Here is a 19,895-nt window from a genome sequence, read left to right as displayed (position 1 = left end):
CGCGCGCACGAGAACGAGGGGGACGGTCGATGACCGCACCGCAGACCGCAAACGACACCCGGGGCCGCGGCTCCGGCCCGCTCAACTGGCTCCTCGACGAGCTCGTCGACAAGGTCGGCAGCATCCGCAAGGCGGTCGTCCTGTCCGGCGACGGCCTGCCCACCGGCAGCTCCAAGGACCTCACCCGCGAGGACAGCGAGCACCTGGCCGCCGTCGCCTCCGGCTTCCACAGCCTGGCCAAGGGTGTCGGCCGGCACTTCGAATCCGGCCGCGTCCGCCAGACCGTCGTCGAGCTCGACGAGGCGTTCCTGTTCGTCATGGCCGCGGGCGACGGCAGCTGCCTGGCCGTGCTCTCCGACGCCGACTCCGACGTCGGCCAGGTCGCCTACGAGATGACGCTGATGGTCAAGCGCGTCGGCGACCACCTGGCGACCGCCCCGCGCACCGGGCTGCCCGCCGGAGGGTGAGACGGACGGCATGAGCGACCCAGGCCAGGACCACCCCCTCGGCACCCCCGGCGCCCCGGACGCCGACGCGTACGGCCACGACGCGACGTCCGAGGCCGGCCACGCGAGCTGGTTCGACGACGAAGCGGGTCCCGTCGTACGCCCCTACGCCATGACCCGGGGCCGGACCAGCCACGCCGGCCAACACCGCCTCGACCTGATCGCGCTGGTGGTCGCCGAACCGGCCGCCGACGATCCGGTCTGGGACCTGACCCTGTCCCCGGAACACGCCCACATCCTCGGGCTGTGCCGGGAACGCCCCCAGTCGGTCGCGGAGCTCGCGGCGGACCTGGACCTCGCCATCGGCGTCGTCCGGGTCCTCATAGGCGACCTCGTCGCCGACGAACTGGTCCACGTGACCCGGCCGGTCCCGCCGGCCGAACTGCCCGACGAATCCATTCTGCGTGAGGTGATCGATGGCCTTCGGGCGCTCTAGCCGCACCGGCGCGATGCATGCCGTGTCGCCGGTCGAGCCGCTGACCCTGAAGATCCTGGTCGCGGGCGGTTTCGGGGTGGGCAAGACCACCCTGGTCAGCGCGGTGAGCGAGATCCGCCCACTGCGCACGGAGGAACGGCTCTCCGAACCCGGTATCGGCATCGACGACACCGGGGGAGTGGAGGGCAAGAGCACCACCACCGTGGCCATGGACTTCGGCCGCATCACGCTGCGCGAGGACCTGGTGCTCTACCTCTTCGGCACCCCCGGCCAGGACCGCTTCTGGTTCCTGTGGGACGAGCTGGCCCAGGGCTCGCTGGGCGCCGTGGTGCTCGCCGACACCCGCCGGCTCGCCGACTGCTTCGCGGCGATCGACTACTTCGAGCGGCGCGGGATCCCCTTCGTCGTCGCCGTGAACTGCTTCGACGGGGCGGACCGCCATCCGGTGGTCACCGTTCGCGAGGCGCTCGACCTCGACGCCGAGGTGCCGGTGCTGCTGTGCGACGCCCGCGACCGGGAGTCCGTCAAGGACGTCCTCGTGGGGGTCGTGGAACACGCGATGTCGCTGGCCCGCGCCCGCCGCGCCGGCCTGGCCGCCCGAGCCTGACGGCCACGCGCGTACGGCATCCGACAGAGAGGCGGCCCGTACCCCCGCCGACTGGGGTACGGGCCGCGGCTCTCATGGGGGATGCGGGGTCCCGGTCACGGAGCGGGACTGTGGGGAGAGTGTGAACCCGCCGCCGTGGAGCGTCAAGGGCCGTGACCGCAGGCCCTGTTCACGGCTCCGCACCGGCCCGCGCACCGGTCACGCGCACCGTCCCCCGACCGGCCTCCGACCACCGTCACCCCCCGGCGACGACCACCGTCACCGCACCGCCACGACCGCCGACCCGTGCCCGAACAGCCCCTGGTTCGCGGTGATCCCGACCCGCGCCCCCGGCACCTGCCGGGCCCCGGCCGTACCGCGCAGCTGCCACGTCAGCTCGCACACCTGCGCGATGGCCTGCGCCGGCACCGCCTCCCCGAACGAGGCCAGCCCGCCGCTCGGGTTGACGGGGATCCGCCCGCCGAGCGCGGTCGCCCCCTCCCGTACGAGCTTGGCCCCCTCGCCCTCACCGCACAGGCCGATGTCCTCGTACCACTGCAACTCCAGCGCCGTGGACAGGTCGTACACCTCGGCCAGCGACAGGTCCGTCGGCCCCAGCCCCGCCTCCTCGTACGCGGCGTCCGCGATCGAGGCCCGGAACGACCCGGCGCCGGCCGCCACCGCCACCGTGGAATCGGTCGCGATGTCCGGCAGGTCCAACACCGTACGGGGATACGTGGGCGTCACCGTCGACACCGCCCGGATCCGCACCGGGTCGACCACCCCCCGCGCCCGCGCGAACTCCATGCTGCTCAGCACCAGCGCCGCGCCCCCGTCCGAGGTGGCGCAGATGTCCAGCAGCCGCAGCGGATCGGCGACCACCGCCGACGCCGCGACCTCCTCGACGGTGACCTCCTTGCGGTACCGGGCGTTCGGGTTGAGCGCGCCGGCCGCCGCGTTCTTCACCTTGACCAGCGCGAAGTCCTCCAGGCTGTCCCCGTGCAGGGCCATGCGGCGGCGCGCGTACAGCCCGAAGTAGGTCGGGTTCGTGGCGCCCAGCACCCGAAACCGCAGCCAGTCGGGGTCGTCGTGCCGCTCGCCGCCGGCCGGGGCGAAGAATCCCTTCGGCGCGGCGTCGGCGCCGACCACCAGCACCACGTCCGCGAGCCCCGCCAGGATCTGTGCCCGCGCGGCCCCGATGGCCTGGGCCCCGGAGGCGCAGGCCGCGTACACGCTGGTCACCCGCGCGCCCTGCCAGCCGAGCGCCTGCGCGAAGGTGGCGCCGGCGACGTAGCCCGGGTAGCCGCCGCGCACGGTGTCGGCGCCCACGACGGACCGTACGTCGCCCCACTCCAGGCCGGCGTCGGCGAGCGCGGCGCGCGCGGCGGCCCGCCCGTACTCGACGAAACTCCGGCCCCACTTGCCCCACGGGTGCATCCCCGCACCCAGGACGGCGACGTCCCCGCTCATCGGGCCCCTCCCACCGGCCGGAACCGCCACGTCGTCCAGGTGGTGTCGGCGTCCTCGTACAGCACGCCGGGCACCACCTCGACCTCGCTGCCGACCGCCAGGTCCGCGACCGTCACCCCCGGCGCCGCCTGCCCCAGCACCACCATCCCCTCGGCCTCCAGCTCCACCGCGACCAGGGTGTACGGCTCCCAGGGCGCCGCCGGGTCGGACACGTACGGGGCGGGCGGCCGGTAGCGCCCGTCGGTGCAGGACCAGACCCGACCCCGCGCGGACAGCGGCACCTCGGCCATCTCGCCGCCGGGGCAGCGCGGATTGCGGCAGTACGCGTCCTCGCGCGGGAAGAACACCGCCGTGCAGGCGGAACACCGCGTGCCGAGCAGGCGGAAACCGCCGCCGTCCGGTGCCTCCTCGGTGAACCACCCGCTCACGACGGGTGTGCGTGTGCGTCCCACGATGCCCCTCCCGAATCAATCATCTGACGGTTCGTCAGAATCTTTGGTCGGGAGTCTGCCACGCGAGACCCGCCCTGACACGGGTTCTCGGCAAGCCACTTCACGGCCGCACGGAGCCGACGGAGACCGGAAAGTCGAAGTACGTGTCGGGAAAGGCCTCGGGCCGGAGGGTGAAATGCCACCACTCCTCGGGGAGGTTCACGAACCCCTCCCCGCCCAACACCCGGCGCAACAACCGCCGGTTCGCCCGCGCCTCGGCGGAGACCGTCGGATCGTCCGTGTGCGAGAGCGGCCCGAAGAAGTCGAAGGCCGTCCCCATGTCCACCTCCCGCCCGCCGGCCGGACGCACCAACGTGAGGTCGACGGTGCTCCCGCGCGAATGCCCCGACTTCCGCGCGATGTACCCCTCGGGAATCAGCCGGCTCTTGTCGACGTCCGGATAGAACTCCGCCTTCGCCACCGGATCATCCGGCTCCCCGGCCCACCGCACGAACCGGTCCACCGCCCGCTGCGGCCGATAACAGTCGTACACCTTCAACGCGTACCCCCGCCGCAGCAGCTCCCGCTGCGCCCGACGCAGCGCCTCGGCCGCCGGCCGGGCCAACAGGCACACCGGCTCCGCGTAACCGTCCACCACCGCGCCCGTGAAGTTCCGCGCACCCGCGTACCGCATGTCCTGCCCGATGCTCGGATCCACCTCACGCAACGCCACGAACCCCGCCGCCCGCCCCGGCCCCGACGACGGCACGACCAGGGCGACCAGCACCGCCGCAACCACCAGCATCCTCATGCCGCTTGGCATAGCATCACCGCATGCCGCCAGACACGGGAAACGCGCACTGTTCCACCTGCGGAGTCGCGTTCGACACCGCCTCATGGCCGCGTACGTGCGCCGCCTGCGGAGCCGTCACCTACCGCAACCCGCTGCCGGTGGCCATCGCCCTGCTCCCCGTCGAGGACGCCGACGGCACCGGCCTGGTGGTGATCACCCGCACCATCGAACCCGCCCTGGGCGGCGTCGCCCTGCCCGGCGGCTTCATCGACTTCGGCGAGGACTGGCGCGAGGCGGTCGTCCGCGAACTCCGCGAGGAAACCGGCATCGAAGCCCCCGCCGAGGACGTCTCCCTGGCCGATGTCCTCAGCTCCCCGGCGGGCCACATCCTCGTCTTCGGCCTCCTGCCCACCCGCCCGACGTCCGCCCTCCCCGCCTCCACCGCGACCGACGAGACCACAGGCTGGCACGTCCTGCGCACCCCCACCGACCTGGCCTTCCCCCTCCACACCCAAGCCGCCGCGACCTGGTTCGCGGGCCGCTACCCGCGGTCCTAGAGCGGCAGGTCCCGCACCAGCCCCGTCAACGCCACCACCCCGACCGTCGTGCACGCGACCACCGCACCCCGGGCCCACAACACCCGCGCCGGGACACGGCGCCCCCGCAGCAGCGCCCCCGCCACCAGCGGCAGCACCGCCCCCGCCGTCGTCAGCGCCCACAGCTGCCCGAAGCCCGGCGCCGGCGGGGCAACCTGGCCCGCGAGCCACCAGTGGACCAGCGCCGCCGGCGCCGCCGACACCGCCACGGCCAGTACGGTCAGCGCGACCGGCTCCGGCCACGCGCACAGCCGCGCCGTCAGACGGCCCAGCCACGCCAGGGGCTTGACCAGCAGCAGCCCGTGCAGGAAGCCCGCCGCCGCCCAGAGCGGCGCACCGACCGCGAGCGCCACCGACGAACCGTCCGCCGCGTCCCGCGTCACCAGGAGCAGCGCCCACACCGTCAGGGCCTGCCAGGCCCCGACGACCTCGGCGCCGGGCGCCAGGTCCCGACGGCGCGCACCGGGCCGCCGGATCACCGTGTACGGCCGCGCCGCGCTCAACAACACCATCAGTGACTCCCGCTCCCCACGGCCCACGACGCCCCACCGGCGTCGCCGGCAGGGTGCCGCACCCGTCTGGCGCGGCCCTATACGCCCCGGCCCGACGCCCCTACGGCAGCCCCCGAACCTCGACCCCCTCCACCACCGCGCCGCCCCCGTCCTCGACCACCACCGCGTCCCCGACCCACCGCACGGTGTACCGCTCGACCCGGCCCGGCTCGAACCCCGGCCCCGGATCCCGGACCACCAACCCGCCCCCGGTCCGCCCCCGCGCCGGCGCCCACGCCTCCAGGCCCACCGTCCCGTCCGCCCGCCGCACCGCCAGCACCGACCCGGCCCGTGCCAGCACCGGCGTCCGCCCCGGCGGCGCGTCCAGCAACACCTGCCCGGTGCCCTCGTACGCCGTCTCCGTTGCCGTGTCGTACCAGCGCCCGCCCGGCAACCGCACCGCCCGCCGATCCGCCCCCGGCTCCAGCACCGGCGCCACCAGCAGCGCGTCCCCCAACAGGAACGCGTCCTCACAGTCCCGCAGCACCCGGTCCTCCGGCGCCCCCCACCACACCGGCCGCACGTACGGAGCCCCCGTACGCCGCGCCAGGTGCGCCAGCGTCACGAAGTACGGCCGCAGGCGCTCCCGTTCCGCCAACACCTCCGCCGCCCGCCGCTCCACCTCCGGCCCGAACTCCCACGGCTCCCGCCGCCCCGCCCAGAGCGCCGCGTGCGTCCGGAACAGCGGCAGGTACGCCCCCAACTGCAACCACCGCAGGTACAGCTCCGCCGACGGCGACCCCCCGAAGCCGCCCACGTCCGGGCCGGAGTACGGCACCCCGCACAGCCCCAGACCCAGCACCAGCGCCAGCGAGGACCGCAGCCCCGCCCAGCTGGACTCCACGTCCCCCGACCACGTGCCCCCGTACCGCTGCATCCCCGCCCACCCCGACCGGGAGAACAGGAACGGCCGCTCCTCCGGCCGCAGCCGCACCAACCCCTCCCACCCCGCCCGCGCCATCGCCAGCCCGTACACGTTGTGGGCCTCGCGGTGGTCCCCGCCGGCGCCCTCCAGCACGTGCCGCGCCGACCTCGGCAGCGTCGCGTCGCCAAAGGGGACGAACGACACCGGCTCGTTCATGTCGTGCCAGAACCCGACGAAACCCTGCTTGAACCGCTCCTCGTACAGCCCGCCCCACCACTCCCGCACCGCCGGATCCGTGAAGTCCGGATACGCGCACTCGCCCGGCCAGACCTCACCGCGCACCTCCGCGCCCCGCGCGTCCCGTACGAACGCCCCCCGCTCGCCGACCGCCAGCCCGGCCGCGTGCAGCGCGTCCCCCGCCTTCACCGCCGGGTCCACGATCGACACCAGCCGCACCCCCTCATCGTTCAAATCGGCGGCGAGACCCGGTAGATCGGGGAACGCGGCCCGGTCCACCGTGAACACCCGGTGCCCGTCGTAGTGGTCGATGTCCAGATGGACGGCCGACAGCGCGAGCCCCCGCTCCCGGTACCCGTCCACCACCCGCCGCACCTCCGCGGCGCTCCCGAACCCCCACCGCGCGTGCTGGTAGCCGAGCGCCCACTCCGGCGGCACCGCCGGCGCCCCCGTCAGCCCCGCCCACCCCTGGAGCACCCGCGCGGGCGGCCCCGTCAGCACCCAGCAGCGGGCGGGCCCGCCCTCCATGCGCACCTCGCTCGACCCCGGCCGGTCCGCGCCCGAACCGGCCCCCTCCTCGCCCTCGCGCAGCACCACCCGCCCGTCCCAGGTGTTGTCGTAGAACGCCAGGTGCGTCCCCGCGTCCGCGACCACCAACTGCACCGGCATCGTGATGTACAGCGGATCGGTCCCCGGCCCGAACCCGCCCTTCGGGTCGGTGTTCCACAGCCGGTACTCCCCGTCCCGCAGCCGCGGCCCCGACGCCCGCCCGCCCAGCCCGAAGAACCGCGCGTCCGCCGGCACCTCCGCCCGCTGCGACCACCGCGAACCCCCCGGTGCCGGCGCGCCCTGCGCCGCGTCCCCCGGCCCCACCGGATCCCACCAGCGCGGCGGCGACTCCCGCCGCAGCACCGTCCCGCCCGGGGTCCGCACCTCCACCGCCCCGTGCCGCGACACCGCCACCGTCACCCGCTCCGACACGACGCGCCACCCGCCCCCGGTGTCCGGCTCCAGCACCGCCCGCGGATCCGGCTCGGGCCCTGCGCCCACCACCGCGTACGACGGCTCCGGCCCGGCCCCGTCCCAGCCCCAGAACACCGCCCCGCCCACGGTGACCCGTACCACCAGCTCCGACCGCGCGAACCGCAGCACGCCACCGCCCGGCAGCTCCCGCGTCCCCTCCAGCAGCCCCGGCACGCGCGCCCGCTCCGCGCCCCGGCGCGCGAGCCCCGCGCGTCCGCCCGCCGGTGGCGCCAGGCCGAGCGCCAGGCCCGCCGCCCCCGCGCCGTACCGATCTCTTTCACCGCACGCACCAGTTCACGACCGTCCATGCCGCTCACCCTGCCGGCGGACCCCGCCCGAGAGAGCCGCGTTCAACTGCCGTTCACCCGGAAAACGATCAACCGCGACCTCCCGGGACTCCTCTGGTGCGGATGTCGATCACATGGCATGGTCCCTGTGAGCCGCCGCGCGCACACCGACGCCGGGGCGGCGCCGTACGCACACCAGCGCGAGCCACAGATCTGACCGGGAGCCGACCCATGACCTCAGCCCTCCAGCCGGAACCCCTCTGGTCCCCGAGCCCCGACCGGATCGCCGCGGCCCGCGTCACCGCCTTCCAGGCCTGGGCGGCCGAGCACCACGGCGCCCCCGCCGAAGGCGGCTACCCGGCCCTGCACCGCTGGTCCGTCGACGAGCTCGACGTCTTCTGGCAGGCCCTCGCCGCATGGTTCGACGTACGGTTCACCACCCCCTACGAGAGCGTCCTCGCCGACCGCGCCATGCCCGGCGCCCGCTGGTTCACCGGAGCCACCCTCAACTACGCCGAGCACGCCCTGCGCGCCGGCGAGAACGGCGCCCGCGCCGACGAGCCCGCCCTCCTCCACGTCGACGAGACCCACGAACCCACCCCCGTCACCTGGGCCGAACTCCGCCGCCAGGTCGGCTCCCTCGCCGCCGAACTGCGCGCCCTCGGCGTCCGCCCCGGCGACCGCGTCAGCGGCTACCTCCCCAACATCCCCCAGGCCGTCGTGGCCTTCCTGGCCACCGCCGCCGTCGGCGGCGTCTGGACCTCCTGCGCCCCCGACTTCGGCGCCCGCAGCGTCCTCGACCGTTTCCAGCAGGTCGAGCCCGTGGTCCTCTTCACCATCGACGGCTACCGCTACGGCGGCAAGGAACACGACCGCCGCGAAACCGTCGCCGAGCTGCGCGCCGAGCTGCCCTCGCTCAAGGCCGTCGTCCACATCCCGCTCCTCGGCACCCCCGCCCCCGAGGGCACCCGCCCCTGGTCCGAGCTGACCGCCCACGACACCGAGCCCGTGTTCGAGCCGGTCCCGTTCGACCACCCGCTGTGGATCCTCTACTCCTCCGGCACGACCGGCGTCCCCAAGGCGATCGTCCAGTCGCAGGGCGGCATCCTCCTGGAGCACCTCAAGCAGCTCGGCCTGCACTGCGACCTCGGCCCCGAGGACCGCTTCTTCTGGTACACCTCCACCGGCTGGATGATGTGGAACTTCCTCGTCTCCGGCCTGCTCACCGGCACCACCGTCGTCCTCTACGACGGCAGCCCCGGCTACCCCGACACCGGAGCCCAGTGGCGGATCGCCGAGCGCACCGGCGCCACCCTCTACGGCACCTCCGCCGCGTACGTCATGGCCTGCAAGAAGGCCGAGGTCCACCCGGCCCGCGACTTCGACCTCTCCGCCGTCAAATGCGTCGCCACCACCGGCTCGCCCCTGCCGCCCGACGGCTTCCGCTGGCTCCACGACGAGGTCGCCGAAGACCTCTGGATCGCCTCCGTCAGCGGCGGCACGGACGTGTGCAGCTGCTTCGCCGGCGGCGTCCCCACGCTGCCCGTCCACATCGGCGAACTCCAGGCGCCCTCCCTCGCCACCGACCTCCAGGCCTGGGACCCGTCCGGCAAGCCCCTGATCGGCGAGGTCGGCGAACTGGTCGTCGCCGCCCCCCTGCCCTCCATGCCGATCCACTTCTGGAACGACCCGGACGGCAGCCGCTACCGGGAGAGCTACTTCGAGATGTTCCCCGGCGTCTGGCGCCACGGGGACTGGATCACGATCACCGACCACGGCTCCGTCGTCATCCACGGCCGCTCGGACTCCACCCTCAACCGCCAGGGCGTCCGCATGGGCTCCGCCGACATCTACGAGGCCGTCGAACGCCTCCCCGAGATCAAGGAATCCCTGGTCATCGGGCTGGAGGAAGCGAACGGCGGCTACTGGATGCCCCTCTTCGTCCACCTCGCCCCCGGCGCCACCCTGGACGACGCACTCCGCAAGAAGATCAACACCACGATCCGCGAGCAGCTCTCCCCGCGCCACGTCCCCGACGAGATCATCGAGATCCCGGCCGTCCCGCACACCCTGACCGGCAAGCGCATCGAGGTCCCCGTCAAGCGCCTCCTCCAGGGCACCCCCGTAGCCAAGGCGGTCAACCCCGGCTCCGTCGACCGCCCCGAACTGCTCGCCTTCTACGAGGAGCTCGCCCGCACTCGGGGGTGACTGTCAGTGCCCCTGATTACTCTGAGTGAGCAAGTCATCGCCGTGCTCGCACCACTCAGGGGGAACCATGAAGGGCACGCCCGGTACGCCGGACACACCATCCACCTCGTCCTCGTCCCGCACCGCCAAGCGCTCCGGGAGCACCGCCTCCCGCCGCCGCCGTGAACTGCGCCGCGAGGTCCCCAGCACCGTCGGCCTCCTCGCCGACGCCGGGGACTTCGCGGCCATGCGCGACTACCGCAGCTTCACCTTCGAGGACCATCACGACTACCTGACCCACATGGACGCCCTGCTCCGCTCCCTCGCGGCCCAGGGCATCCACACCACCGTCGCCCTCTTCGACCCCGACGAGTACGCCGACTACTGCGCCGACCACGGCCTCGACCCCGACACCTCCGACACCCGCACCCGCTTCACCGCGGAACTCGCCGCGAGCGCCGCCGCCCTCCCCTACACCGGCCAACCCATCGAGGAACTGCTCCCGCTCCTCGTCGACGAAGCCGTCCGCCAGGCCACCTGGGAGTACGCGACCAGCCTGCTCGGCACGGCCGGCCCCTGCGCCGACTGCGGCGAGGACATCGGCCGCGCCTGCCTCGAACGGGCCGCCGAACTGCTCCGCCGCCTCGTCGCCGGCGCCGGCCCCGGCCACCACCACCTCGTCTGCAGCGTCCCGGCCCGCGCCGAACAACTCGTCGCGGTGCTGCACGCCCAGGTCCCCGACACACCACAGGCCCCACCGCGCGTCGACGGCCGCGAAGGCCTCGACTTCACCACCGTCCTCGCCGCCGGCCTCGCCCTCGGCGGCGCCGGAGGACTCGTCCTGCGCAGCACCACCGAGGACTTCGAGGACCGCGTCCACGGCTGGCGCCTCGACCGCGGCCGCCTGCTCCCCCTCACGGCGGCGGCCGTGTTCGACGCCTACTGCACGGACGCCGACACCGGCGAGCCCGTACCCCCCGAACCGGGCGTCACCTACTGCCCCGGCTGGGAGGTCGAGCCGCCGGACCGCCACCACGGGGCGGAGTAGGCGCGCGAACGACCGAGGGGCCCCCGCCACCGGCGAAGGCCCCTCGATCGGCGAAACGCGCCCGCCCGACTACTCGCCGGACAGCACCGCCTGCGCGGCCACACGGGCCTCTTCCGCCGTGTCGGCGGCGCGCGCGGCCGCGGCCGCGCGCTCACACTGGGCCAGCGTGTACTTGGCCAGCGTCGCCCGCACGTACGGGATCGAGGCGGCACCCATCGACAGGGAGGTGACACCCAGACCGGTCAGTACGCACGCCAGCAGCGGGTCCGAAGCGGCCTCGCCACACACGCCACAGCTCTTGCCCTCGGCACGGGCGGCCTCCGCCGACATGGCGATCAGGTCGAGCAGCGCCGGCTGCCACGGGTCCTGAAGCCGGGACACCGCACCCACCTGACGGTCGGCGGCGAAGGCGTACTGCGCGAGGTCGTTGGTCCCCAGCGAAAGGAACTCGACCTCCTGAAGGATCGAGCGCGCCCGCAGCGCGGCCGAGGGGATCTCCACCATCGCGCCGAACTTCGCCCGCAGCCCCGCCTCACGGCAGGCGTCGGCGAAGGCCTTGGCGTCGATCCGGTCGGCCACCATCGGGGCCATGACCTCAAGGTAGACCGGCAGCCCCTCGGCGGCCTTGGCCAGCGCGGTGAGCTGCGTACGCAGCACGTCCGGGTGGTCGAGCAGGGTACGCAGCCCCCGCACGCCCAGCGCCGGGTTCGGCTCGTCGCCCGGCGTCAGGAAGTCCAGCGGCTTGTCGGCGCCGGCGTCCAGCACCCGCACCACCACACGGCCCTCCGGGAAGGCCTCCAGCACCTTGCGGTACGACTCGATCTGCTTCTCCTCGGACGGCGCCTTCTTGCTGTCGTCCAGGAAGAGGAACTCGGTCCGGAAGAGGCCCACACCCTCGGCCCCGGCCTCCACGGCCGCCGGCACGTCAGCGGGACCGCCGACATTGGCCAGCAGCGGCACCTTGTGACCGTCGGAGGTCGCACCCGGACCGGAGGAGGCGGCCAGCGCCGCCTTCCGCTCGGCGGCCGCGGCCTCCAGCTCGGCCCGCTTCTCGGCCGTCGGCTCGACGAACAGGTCGCCGGTGCTGCCGTCGACGGCGATGACCGTCCCCTCGGCGATCTCACCGGCACCCGGCAGCGCCACGATGGCCGGCACGCCCAGCGCCCGCGCGAGGATCGCGCTGTGGCTGGTCGGACCGCCCTCCTCCGTGACGAAACCGAGCACCAGCGCGGGGTCGAGCAGCGCCGTGTCGGCGGGGGCCAGGTCCCGCGCGATCAGCACGTACGGCTCGTCACTGTCCGGCACGCCCGGCATCGGCACGCCCAGCAGCCGCGCGACGATGCGGTTGCGCACGTCGTCCAGGTCGGCCACCCGCCCGGCCATGTACTCGCCGGCCCCCGCGAGCAGGTCGCGGTAGGCGGCGAAGGCGTCGTAGACACCGCGTTCGGCGGTGCTGCCCACGGCGATGCGCCGATCCACGTCCGCCATCAGCTCGGGGTCCGTGGCGATCATCGCCTGCGCCTCCAGCACGTGCTGGGCCTCGCCACCGGCCAACTGGCCACGCGCGATCAGGTCGGCCGACACCGCCTCCACGGCCTGACGAGCGCGCCCCTGTTCGCGCTCCGCCTCGTCCGCGGTGATCTGCTTGGCCGGCGGTTCGAGAACCGCCGTGCCCATGTGCCGCACCTCGCCGATCGCCACACCGTGACTCACGCCGACGCCTCGCAGCGTTGTCTCCATTTCACCCGTCTCCGATTGAGCGGCGGGCCCAGCCGCCGCGGTGGATGTCCGACCCGCCCGTGTGGGGCGGTCGCGTCACTGCCAGCTGAAGAGGACGTCTCCGGCCTTGACGTCCCCGTCCTCGTTCACGTCACCGAGGGAGTCGGCGGTGGCCTCCAGGGCCACGACGGGGCAGATCGGCGACTTGCCGGCGTCCTCGACGGCCTGCGGGTTCCAGCGGATGACGGCCTGGCCGCGGGTCACGGTGTCGCCCTTGTTGACGAGGAGCTCGAAGCCCTCGCCGTTGAGCTGGACGGTGTCGATCCCGAGGTGCGTGAGCACGCCGTGGCCCTCGCCGTCGACGACGACGTACGCGTGCGGGTGAAGGGAGACGACCACACCGTCGACGGGGGCCACCGCCTCCGAGGGCTCGCGTACGGGATCAATGGCGGTGCCCGGTCCCACCATCGCGCCGGAGAACACCGGATCGGGCACTGCCGCGAGTCCGATCGCACGCCCGGCAAGTGGGGACGTCACGCTGGTCATGGGGGCCTCCCAGGGGGTGGGGCTTCGTGTCGCCGGTCACTACGTGTCGCGAACGGCGTACTCGCCAGAAGGATATGTCACTTGATGTTCGGGTTCGCCCGATGTTGATCCCGATCCGGGCTGGCCCTTCGGGACGGACACTAGTGGACTAGACCGGTGGACTAGACCATACGCGTGATTCGATTTGCCTGCCCACCGCCGGCGAGGTACTCTCGTGACTCCCGCCAGGACGTGCCGCGTGAACATCTCGCGAACAGCGGATGGACGGGACTCCTCGCTCGAACAGCACCCATCTCGATCTTCAATATCCACCCTCTTTCGTATGCCATTTCGGCAGACAAAGGAAGCGAGTGGTCGGAGAGCCTGAAGAACGCTGATAGAGTCGGGATCGCCGGAAAGGGAAAGCGTGAAAGCGCAGAACCTCGAAAGCACCGAGGAAATCGGACACGAAAGAGTCTGATAGAGTCGGAAACGCAAGAACACAGAACGAAAGCCCGGAGGAAAACCCGCGAGGGTGAGTACAAAGGAAGCGTCCGTTCCTTGAGAACTCAACAGCGTGCCAAAAATCAACGCCAGAAGTTGATACCCCGTCCACTCCGGTGGATGAGGTTCCTTTGAAAAAGACCTGCGAGGCCTTCGGGCACTGGCAGGCAACCAAACACAGCGAGGACGCAGTGGTCAGTCGGTCTTATTCCGACATGACTGGCCCGCTCAACGTGTGTGTGCACCGGATTACCGGTAAACATTCATGGAGAGTTTGATCCTGGCTCAGGACGAACGCTGGCGGCGTGCTTAACACATGCAAGTCGAACGATGAAGCCCTTCGGGGTGGATTAGTGGCGAACGGGTGAGTAACACGTGGGCAATCTGCCCTTCACTCTGGGACAAGCCCTGGAAACGGGGTCTAATACCGGATACGACTGCGGGAGGCATCTCCTGCGGTGGAAAGCTCCGGCGGTGAAGGATGAGCCCGCGGCCTATCAGCTTGTTGGTGGGGTAATGGCCTACCAAGGCGACGACGGGTAGCCGGCCTGAGAGGGCGACCGGCCACACTGGGACTGAGACACGGCCCAGACTCCTACGGGAGGCAGCAGTGGGGAATATTGCACAATGGGCGAAAGCCTGATGCAGCGACGCCGCGTGAGGATGACGGCCTTCGGGTTGTAAACCTCTTTCAGCAGGGAAGAAGCGAAAGTGACGGTACCTGCAGAAGAAGCGCCGGCTAACTACGTGCCAGCAGCCGCGGTAATACGTAGGGCGCAAGCGTTGTCCGGAATTATTGGGCGTAAAGAGCTCGTAGGCGGCTTGTCACGTCGGATGTGAAAGCCCGAGGCTTAACCTCGGGTCTGCATTCGATACGGGCTAGCTAGAGTGTGGTAGGGAGATCGGAATTCCTGGTGTAGCGGTGAAATGCGCAGATATCAGGAGGAACACCGGTGGCGAAGGCGGATCTCTGGGCCATTACTGACGCTGAGGAGCGAAAGCGTGGGGAGCGAACAGGATTAGATACCCTGGTAGTCCACGCCGTAAACGTTGGGAACTAGGTGTTGGCGACATTCCACGTCGTCGGTGCCGCAGCTAACGCATTAAGTTCCCCGCCTGGGGAGTACGGCCGCAAGGCTAAAACTCAAAGGAATTGACGGGGGCCCGCACAAGCGGCGGAGCATGTGGCTTAATTCGACGCAACGCGAAGAACCTTACCAAGGCTTGACATATACCGGAAAGCATTAGAGATAGTGCCCCCCTTGTGGTCGGTATACAGGTGGTGCATGGCTGTCGTCAGCTCGTGTCGTGAGATGTTGGGTTAAGTCCGCAACGAGCGCAACCCTTGTCCTGTGTTGCCAGCATGCCCTTCGGGGTGATGGGGACTCACAGGAGACCGCCGGGTCAACTCGGAGGAAGGTGGGGACGACGTCAAGTCATCATGCCCCTTATGTCTTGGGCTGCACACGTGCTACAATGGCCGGTACAATGAGCTGCGATACCGTGAGGTGGAGCGAATCTCAAAAAGCCGGTCTCAGTTCGGATTGGGGTCTGCAACTCGACCCCATGAAGTCGGAGTCGCTAGTAATCGCAGATCAGCATTGCTGCGGTGAATACGTTCCCGGGCCTTGTACACACCGCCCGTCACGTCACGAAAGTCGGTAACACCCGAAGCCGGTGGCCCAACCCGTAAGGGAGGGAGCTGTCGAAGGTGGGACTGGCGATTGGGACGAAGTCGTAACAAGGTAGCCGTACCGGAAGGTGCGGCTGGATCACCTCCTTTCTAAGGAGCACAGTACCGATTGCAGACAAACGTTCTGCACGGTCAGCTCATGGGTGGAACGTTGATTATTTGGCACGGTTTTCCGGATGGATCACGAGTACTGCTTCGGCGTGGAAAGTGAGTCACTGACGGGGGATCGTGCCTGGCACGTTGTTGGGTGTCTGAGGGTACGGCCGTAAGGTCTTATCTTCGCGATGCCGGCCCCAGTGAACCTGGACTCTTCGAGTGCAGGGTGATGGGTGGCTGGTCGTTGCTTGAGAACTACACAGTGGACGCGAGCATCTGTGGCCAAGTTTTTAAGGGCGCACGGTGGATGCCTTGGCACCAGGAACCGATGAAGGACGTGAGAGGCCGCGATAGGCCCCGGGGAGCTGCCAACTGAGCTTTGATCCGGGGGTGTCCGAATGGGGAAACCCGGCAGTCGTCATGGGCTGTCACCCATGCCTGAACACATAGGGCATGTGGAGGGAACGAGGGGAAGTGAAACATCTCAGTACCCTCAGGAAGAGAAAACAACCGTGATTCCGGGAGTAGTGGCGAGCGAAACCGGATGAGGCCAAACCGTATGTGTGTGAGACCCGGCAGGGGTTGCGCATGCGGGGTTGTGGGAATGAGCTTTCACGGTCTGCCGGCCGTGAGGCGAGTCAGAAACCGTTGATGTAGTCGAAGGACATGCGAAAGGTCCGGCGTAGAGGTAAGACCCCGTAGACGAAACATCAGCGGCTTGCTTGCTCATCTCCCAAGTAGCACGGGGCCCGAGAAATCCCGTGTGAATCTGGCGGGACCACCCGCTAAGCCTAAATATTCCCTGGTGACCGATAGCGGATAGTACCGTGAGGGAATGGTGAAAAGTACCGCGGGAGCGGAGTGAAATAGTACCTGAAACCGTGTGCCTACAAGCCGTGGGAGCGTCGCTCATTGGGTTTACCCAATGGGTCGTGACTGCGTGCCTTTTGAAGAATGAGCCTGCGAGTTAGCGGTGTGTAGCGAGGTTAACCCGTGTGGGGAAGCCGTAGCGAAAGCGAGTCCGAACAGGGCGATTGAGTTGCACGCTCTAGACCCGAAGCGGAGTGATCTAGCCATGGGCAGGTTGAAGCGGAGGTAAGACTTCGTGGAGGACCGAACCCACCAGGGTTGAAAACCTGGGGGATGACCTGTGGTTAGGGGTGAAAGGCCAATCAAACTCCGTGATAGCTGGTTCTCCCCGAAATGCATTTAGGTGCAGCGTCGTGTGTTTCTTGCCGGAGGTAGAGCACTGGATAGGCGATGGGCCCTACCGGGTTACTGACCTTAGCCAAACTCCGAATGCCGGTAAGTGAGAGCACGGCAGTGAGACTGTGGGGGATAAGCTCCATGGTCGAGAGGGAAACAGCCCAGAGCATCGACTAAGGCCCCTAAGCGTACGCTAAGTGGGAAAGGATGTGGAGTCGCAGAGACAACCAGGAGGTTGGCTTAGAAGCAGCCACCCTTGAAAGAGTGCGCAATAGCTCACTGGTCAAGTGATTCCGCGCCGACAATGTAGCGGGGCTCAAGCGTACCGCCGAAGTCGTGTCATTGCAGCTATAGGGCCAACGCCCGCTGTGATGGGTAGGGAGCGTCGTGTGCCGGGTGAAGCAGCAGCGGAAGCTAGTTGTGGACGGTTCACGAGTGAGAATGCAGGCATGAGTAGCGATACACACGTGAGAAACGTGTGCGCCGATTGACTAAGGGTTCCTGGGTCAAGCTGATCTGCCCAGGGTAAGTCGGGACCTAAGGCGAGGCCGACAGGCGTAGTCGATGGACAACCGGTTGATATTCCGGTACCCGCTTTGAAACGCCCAATATCGAATCCTCTGATGCTAAGGCCGTGAAGCCGTTCCGGACCCTTCGGGAATGGAAAGTGGTGGAGCCGCCGCCCAAGGTGGTAGTAGGTAAGCGATGGGGTGACGCAGGAAGGTAGTCCAACCCGGGCGGTGGTTGTCCCGGGTAAGGGTGTAGGCCGAGGGTAGGCAAATCCGTCCCTCATACAAGGCTGAGACCTGATGCCGAGCCGATTGTGGTGAAGTGGATGATCCTATGCTGTCGAGAAAAGCCTCTAGCGAGTTTCATGGCGGCCCGTACCCTAAACCGACTCAGGTGGTCAGGTAGAGAATACCGAGGCGTTCGGGTGAACTATGGTTAAGGAACTCGGCAAAATGCCCCCGTAACTTCGGGAGAAGGGGGGCCATCACTGGTGATAGCACTTGCTGCTTGAGCTGGGGGTGGCCGCAGAGACCAGCGAGAAGCGACTGTTTACTAAAAACACAGGTCCGTGCGAAGCCGTAAGGCGATGTATACGGACTGACGCCTGCCCGGTGCTGGAACGTTAAGGGGACCGGTTAGTGACCTTTCGGGGTTGCGAAGCTGAGAACTTAAGCGCCAGTAAACGGCGGTGGTAACTATAACCATCCTAAGGTAGCGAAATTCCTTGTCGGGTAAGTTCCGACCTGCACGAATGGCGTAACGACTTCTCGACTGTCTCAACCATAGGCCCGGTGAAATTGCACTACGAGTAAAGATGCTCGTTTCGCGCAGCAGGACGGAAAGACCCCGGGACCTTTACTACAGTTTGATATTGGTGTTCGGTTCGGCTTGTGTAGGATAGGTGGGAGACTTTGAAGCCGTGACGCCAGTCATGGTGGAGTCGCCGTTGAAATACCACTCTGGTCGTGCTGGATGTCTAACCTCGGTCCGTGATCCGGATCAGGGACAGTGTCTGATGGGTAGTTTAACTGGGGCGGTTGCCTCCCAAAGGGTAACGGAGGCGCCCAAAGGTTCCCTCAGCCTGGTTGGCAATCAGGTGTTGAGTGTAAGTGCACAAGGGAGCTTGACTGTGAGACCGACGGGTCGAGCAGGGACGAAAGTCGGGACTAGTGATCCGGCGGTGGCTTGTGGAAGCGCCGTCGCTCAACGGATAAAAGGTACCCCGGGGATAACAGGCTGATCTTCCCCAAGAGTCCATATCGACGGGATGGTTTGGCACCTCGATGTCGGCTCGTCGCATCCTGGGGCTGGAGTCGGTCCCAAGGGTTGGGCTGTTCGCCCATTAAAGCGGTACGCGAGCTGGGTTTAGAACGTCGTGAGACAGTTCGGTCCCTATCCGCTGTGCGCGTAGGAATATTGAGAAGGGCTGTCCCTAGTACGAGAGGACCGGGACGGACGAACCTCTGGTGTGCCAGTTGTCCTGCCAAGGGCATGGCTGGTTGGCTACGTTCGGGAGGGATAACCGCTGAAAGCATCTAAGCGGGAAGCCTGCTTCAAGATGAGTATTCCCACCTCCTTGAGAGGGTAAGGCTCCCAGTAGACGACTGGGTTGATAGGCCAGATGTGGAAGCCCGGTAACGGGTGGAGCTGACTGGTACTAATAGGCCGAGGGCTTGTCCTCAGTTGCTCGCGTCCACTGTGTTAGTTCTGAAGTAACGACCGTGATATTGCCCGGTTGGTTAACTTCATAGTGTTTCGGTGGTCATAGCGTTAGGGAAACGCCCGGTTACATTCCGAACCCGGAAGCTAAGCCTTTCAGCGCCGATGGTACTGCAGGGGGGACCCTGTGGGAGAGTAGGACGCCGCCGAACAATCATTGTGGGAAAGCCCCGCACCTTCTGGTGCGGGGCTTTTCTGCGTTCCGGGGCCGGTCGCGAACTCCTGTAGGGTCAGGAGGCATCGGTTCGATACTTTCTACAGTCACAGTGGAGGCCCCCGGGTGGAGGTCCAGGAGACTCGGGTCCAGACTGACCGAATTTTCACCATTCCGAACATCCTGAGCATGGCCCGCCTCGCCGGCGTGCCGTTGTTCCTCTGGCTGATCCTGGCCGGGCACGACGGGTGGGCTCTGGCCGTCCTGATGTTCAGTGGGATCAGCGACTACCTCGACGGAAAACTCGCGCGCCGCTGGAATCAGATCAGCAATCTCGGCCGTCTGTTGGACCCGGCCGCGGACCGGCTCTACGTGCTGACCACGCTCTTCGGACTGACCTGGCGCGAGATCCTGCCGCTGTGGCTGACCGCGGCGCTGCTCGCCCGGGACGCAATGTTGCTGGTCATGGTGTGGATGCTGCGGCGGCACGGCTATCCGCCGCCCCAGGTCAACTTCCTCGGCAAGGCCGCCACCTTCAACCTGATGTACGCGTTCCCCCTCCTGTTGCTCAGCGACGGCACGGGTTGGCTCGCCTGGATGGCGTCCGTTTTCGGATGGGCGTTCGCGGGTTGGGGTACAACCCTCTATTGGTGGGCAGGAATCCTTTACGTGGTGCAAGTCCGCCGTCTGCTCAAGGCGGACGCCACGGCCGATTGAGCTCACTCGGCGCCGGTACTGACGCGGAGGAGTAGC

The 19,895-nt window shown here is 68.7% G+C and carries 13 protein-coding genes, 3 rRNA genes and 1 pseudogene; 10 read left to right on the top strand and 7 right to left on the bottom strand.

The window, feature by feature from the left end:
* The first annotated feature begins 29 nt into the window (after nt 1–29).
* From M4D82_RS06175 to M4D82_RS06165, 3 genes are read left to right on the top strand one after another with little or no spacing between them, the layout of a single operon-like run.
* Nucleotides 30–467, top strand: a complete 438-nt coding sequence (locus tag M4D82_RS06175; protein WP_249765073.1) for a roadblock/LC7 domain-containing protein — start codon at nt 30–32, stop codon at nt 465–467.
* Nucleotides 468–477: 10 nt separating this feature from the next.
* Complete coding sequence (locus tag M4D82_RS06170) at nt 478–942, top strand: DUF742 domain-containing protein (RefSeq protein ID WP_249765072.1); 465 nt, start codon at nt 478–480, stop codon at nt 940–942.
* Complete coding sequence (locus M4D82_RS06165; protein ID WP_249765071.1) at nt 923–1,549, top strand: GTP-binding protein; 627 nt, start codon at nt 923–925, stop codon at nt 1,547–1,549. The genes M4D82_RS06170 and M4D82_RS06165 overlap by 20 nt, the downstream gene beginning before the upstream one ends.
* 258 nt (nt 1,550–1,807) lie before the next feature.
* Here the strand turns inward: M4D82_RS06165 and M4D82_RS06160 are convergent, their stop codons facing one another.
* From M4D82_RS06160 to M4D82_RS06150, 3 genes are all read right to left on the bottom strand, one after another.
* Nucleotides 1,808–2,998: a lipid-transfer protein gene (locus M4D82_RS06160; protein ID WP_249765070.1), complete on the bottom strand. Its 1,191-nt coding sequence runs from the start codon at nt 2,996–2,998 to the stop codon at nt 1,808–1,810.
* Nucleotides 2,995–3,450, bottom strand: a complete 456-nt coding sequence (locus M4D82_RS06155; protein ID WP_249765069.1) for a Zn-ribbon domain-containing OB-fold protein — start codon at nt 3,448–3,450, stop codon at nt 2,995–2,997. The genes M4D82_RS06160 and M4D82_RS06155 overlap by 4 nt, the downstream gene beginning before the upstream one ends.
* 100 nt (nt 3,451–3,550) lie before the next feature.
* Nucleotides 3,551–4,240, bottom strand: coding sequence for a M15 family metallopeptidase (locus M4D82_RS06150; RefSeq protein WP_249765068.1), 690 nt, complete (start codon nt 4,238–4,240; stop codon nt 3,551–3,553).
* 23 nt (nt 4,241–4,263) lie between these two features.
* Between M4D82_RS06150 and M4D82_RS06145 the strand changes: the two genes are divergently transcribed.
* Nucleotides 4,264–4,779 carry an NUDIX domain-containing protein gene (locus M4D82_RS06145; RefSeq protein WP_249765067.1) on the top strand — a complete coding sequence of 172 codons (516 nt, stop codon included), beginning with the start codon at nt 4,264–4,266 and terminating at the stop codon, nt 4,777–4,779.
* Here M4D82_RS06145 and M4D82_RS06140 read toward each other — a convergent pair.
* Both M4D82_RS06140 and M4D82_RS06135 read right to left on the bottom strand, forming a co-directional pair.
* On the bottom strand, nt 4,776–5,330 hold the full coding sequence (locus M4D82_RS06140) for a hypothetical protein (RefSeq protein WP_249765066.1): 555 nt from the start codon (nt 5,328–5,330) through the stop codon (nt 4,776–4,778). The two genes, M4D82_RS06145 and M4D82_RS06140, sit on opposite strands and share 4 nt — an antisense overlap.
* A gap of 100 nt (nt 5,331–5,430) precedes the next feature.
* Nucleotides 5,431–7,802, bottom strand: a pseudogene (locus M4D82_RS06135) (glycoside hydrolase family 31 protein).
* A 210-nt stretch (nt 7,803–8,012) separates the two neighbouring features.
* On the opposite strand from M4D82_RS06135, the gene M4D82_RS06130 reads away from it, so the two are divergent.
* Nucleotides 8,013–9,989: an acetoacetate--CoA ligase gene (locus tag M4D82_RS06130; RefSeq protein ID WP_249765065.1), complete on the top strand. Its 1,977-nt coding sequence runs from the start codon at nt 8,013–8,015 to the stop codon at nt 9,987–9,989.
* Between the two features lie 67 nt (nt 9,990–10,056).
* Nucleotides 10,057–11,016 (top strand): DUF8829 domain-containing protein, encoded by a 960-nt coding sequence (locus M4D82_RS06125; protein ID WP_249765064.1) that lies wholly within the window; start codon nt 10,057–10,059, stop codon nt 11,014–11,016.
* 69 nt (nt 11,017–11,085) lie between these two features.
* Here M4D82_RS06125 and ptsP read toward each other — a convergent pair whose 3' ends face one another.
* Entirely contained in the window at nt 11,086–12,756 is a 1,671-nt protein-coding gene (ptsP, locus tag M4D82_RS06120; protein WP_249765063.1) for a phosphoenolpyruvate--protein phosphotransferase, read from the bottom strand.
* Nucleotides 12,757–12,831: 75 nt separating this feature from the next.
* Complete coding sequence (locus M4D82_RS06115; protein ID WP_249765062.1) at nt 12,832–13,281, bottom strand: PTS sugar transporter subunit IIA; 450 nt, start codon at nt 13,279–13,281, stop codon at nt 12,832–12,834.
* A 745-nt stretch (nt 13,282–14,026) separates the two neighbouring features.
* On the opposite strand from M4D82_RS06115, the gene M4D82_RS06110 reads away from it, so the two are divergent.
* From M4D82_RS06110 to clsA, 4 genes are all read left to right on the top strand, one after another.
* Nucleotides 14,027–15,547, top strand: a 16S ribosomal RNA gene (locus tag M4D82_RS06110).
* A gap of 286 nt (nt 15,548–15,833) precedes the next feature.
* Nucleotides 15,834–18,950: ribosomal RNA gene (locus M4D82_RS06105) — 23S ribosomal RNA — on the top strand.
* A 73-nt stretch (nt 18,951–19,023) separates the two neighbouring features.
* A 5S ribosomal RNA gene (gene rrf / locus M4D82_RS06100) occupies nt 19,024–19,140 on the top strand.
* The 16S, 23S and 5S rRNA genes sit together here, the layout of an rRNA operon.
* 128 nt (nt 19,141–19,268) lie before the next feature.
* Nucleotides 19,269–19,859 (top strand): cardiolipin synthase ClsA, encoded by a 591-nt coding sequence (clsA, locus tag M4D82_RS06095; RefSeq protein ID WP_249765061.1) that lies wholly within the window; start codon nt 19,269–19,271, stop codon nt 19,857–19,859.
* The last annotated feature ends 36 nt before the right edge of the window (nt 19,860–19,895 follow it).

Source organism: Streptomyces sp. RerS4, assembly GCF_023515955.1.
Taxonomy (GTDB): Bacteria; Actinomycetota; Actinomycetes; order Streptomycetales; family Streptomycetaceae; genus Streptomyces.
Note: the sequence above shows the minus strand (reverse complement) of the source record. Positions and strands in the feature narration are given on the sequence as shown.

Excerpts from the sequence above, each read along its gene's own strand:
- M4D82_RS06175 (WP_249765073.1), top strand. The coding sequence starts at position 30 with ATGACCGCACCGCAGACCGCAAACGACACCCGGGGCCGCGGCTCCGGC.
- M4D82_RS06170 (WP_249765072.1), top strand. The coding sequence starts at position 478 with ATGAGCGACCCAGGCCAGGACCACCCCCTCGGCACCCCCGGCGCCCCG.
- M4D82_RS06165 (WP_249765071.1), top strand. The coding sequence starts at position 923 with ATGGCCTTCGGGCGCTCTAGCCGCACCGGCGCGATGCATGCCGTGTCG.
- M4D82_RS06160 (WP_249765070.1), bottom strand. The coding sequence starts at position 2,998 with ATGAGCGGGGACGTCGCCGTCCTGGGTGCGGGGATGCACCCGTGGGGC.
- M4D82_RS06150 (WP_249765068.1), bottom strand. The coding sequence starts at position 4,240 with ATGAGGATGCTGGTGGTTGCGGCGGTGCTGGTCGCCCTGGTCGTGCCG.
- M4D82_RS06145 (WP_249765067.1), top strand. The coding sequence starts at position 4,264 with ATGCCGCCAGACACGGGAAACGCGCACTGTTCCACCTGCGGAGTCGCG.
- M4D82_RS06140 (WP_249765066.1), bottom strand. The coding sequence starts at position 5,330 with ATGGTGTTGTTGAGCGCGGCGCGGCCGTACACGGTGATCCGGCGGCCC.
- M4D82_RS06130 (WP_249765065.1), top strand. The coding sequence starts at position 8,013 with ATGACCTCAGCCCTCCAGCCGGAACCCCTCTGGTCCCCGAGCCCCGAC.
- M4D82_RS06125 (WP_249765064.1), top strand. The coding sequence starts at position 10,057 with ATGAAGGGCACGCCCGGTACGCCGGACACACCATCCACCTCGTCCTCG.
- ptsP (WP_249765063.1), bottom strand. The coding sequence starts at position 12,756 with ATGGAGACAACGCTGCGAGGCGTCGGCGTGAGTCACGGTGTGGCGATC.
- M4D82_RS06115 (WP_249765062.1), bottom strand. The coding sequence starts at position 13,281 with ATGACCAGCGTGACGTCCCCACTTGCCGGGCGTGCGATCGGACTCGCG.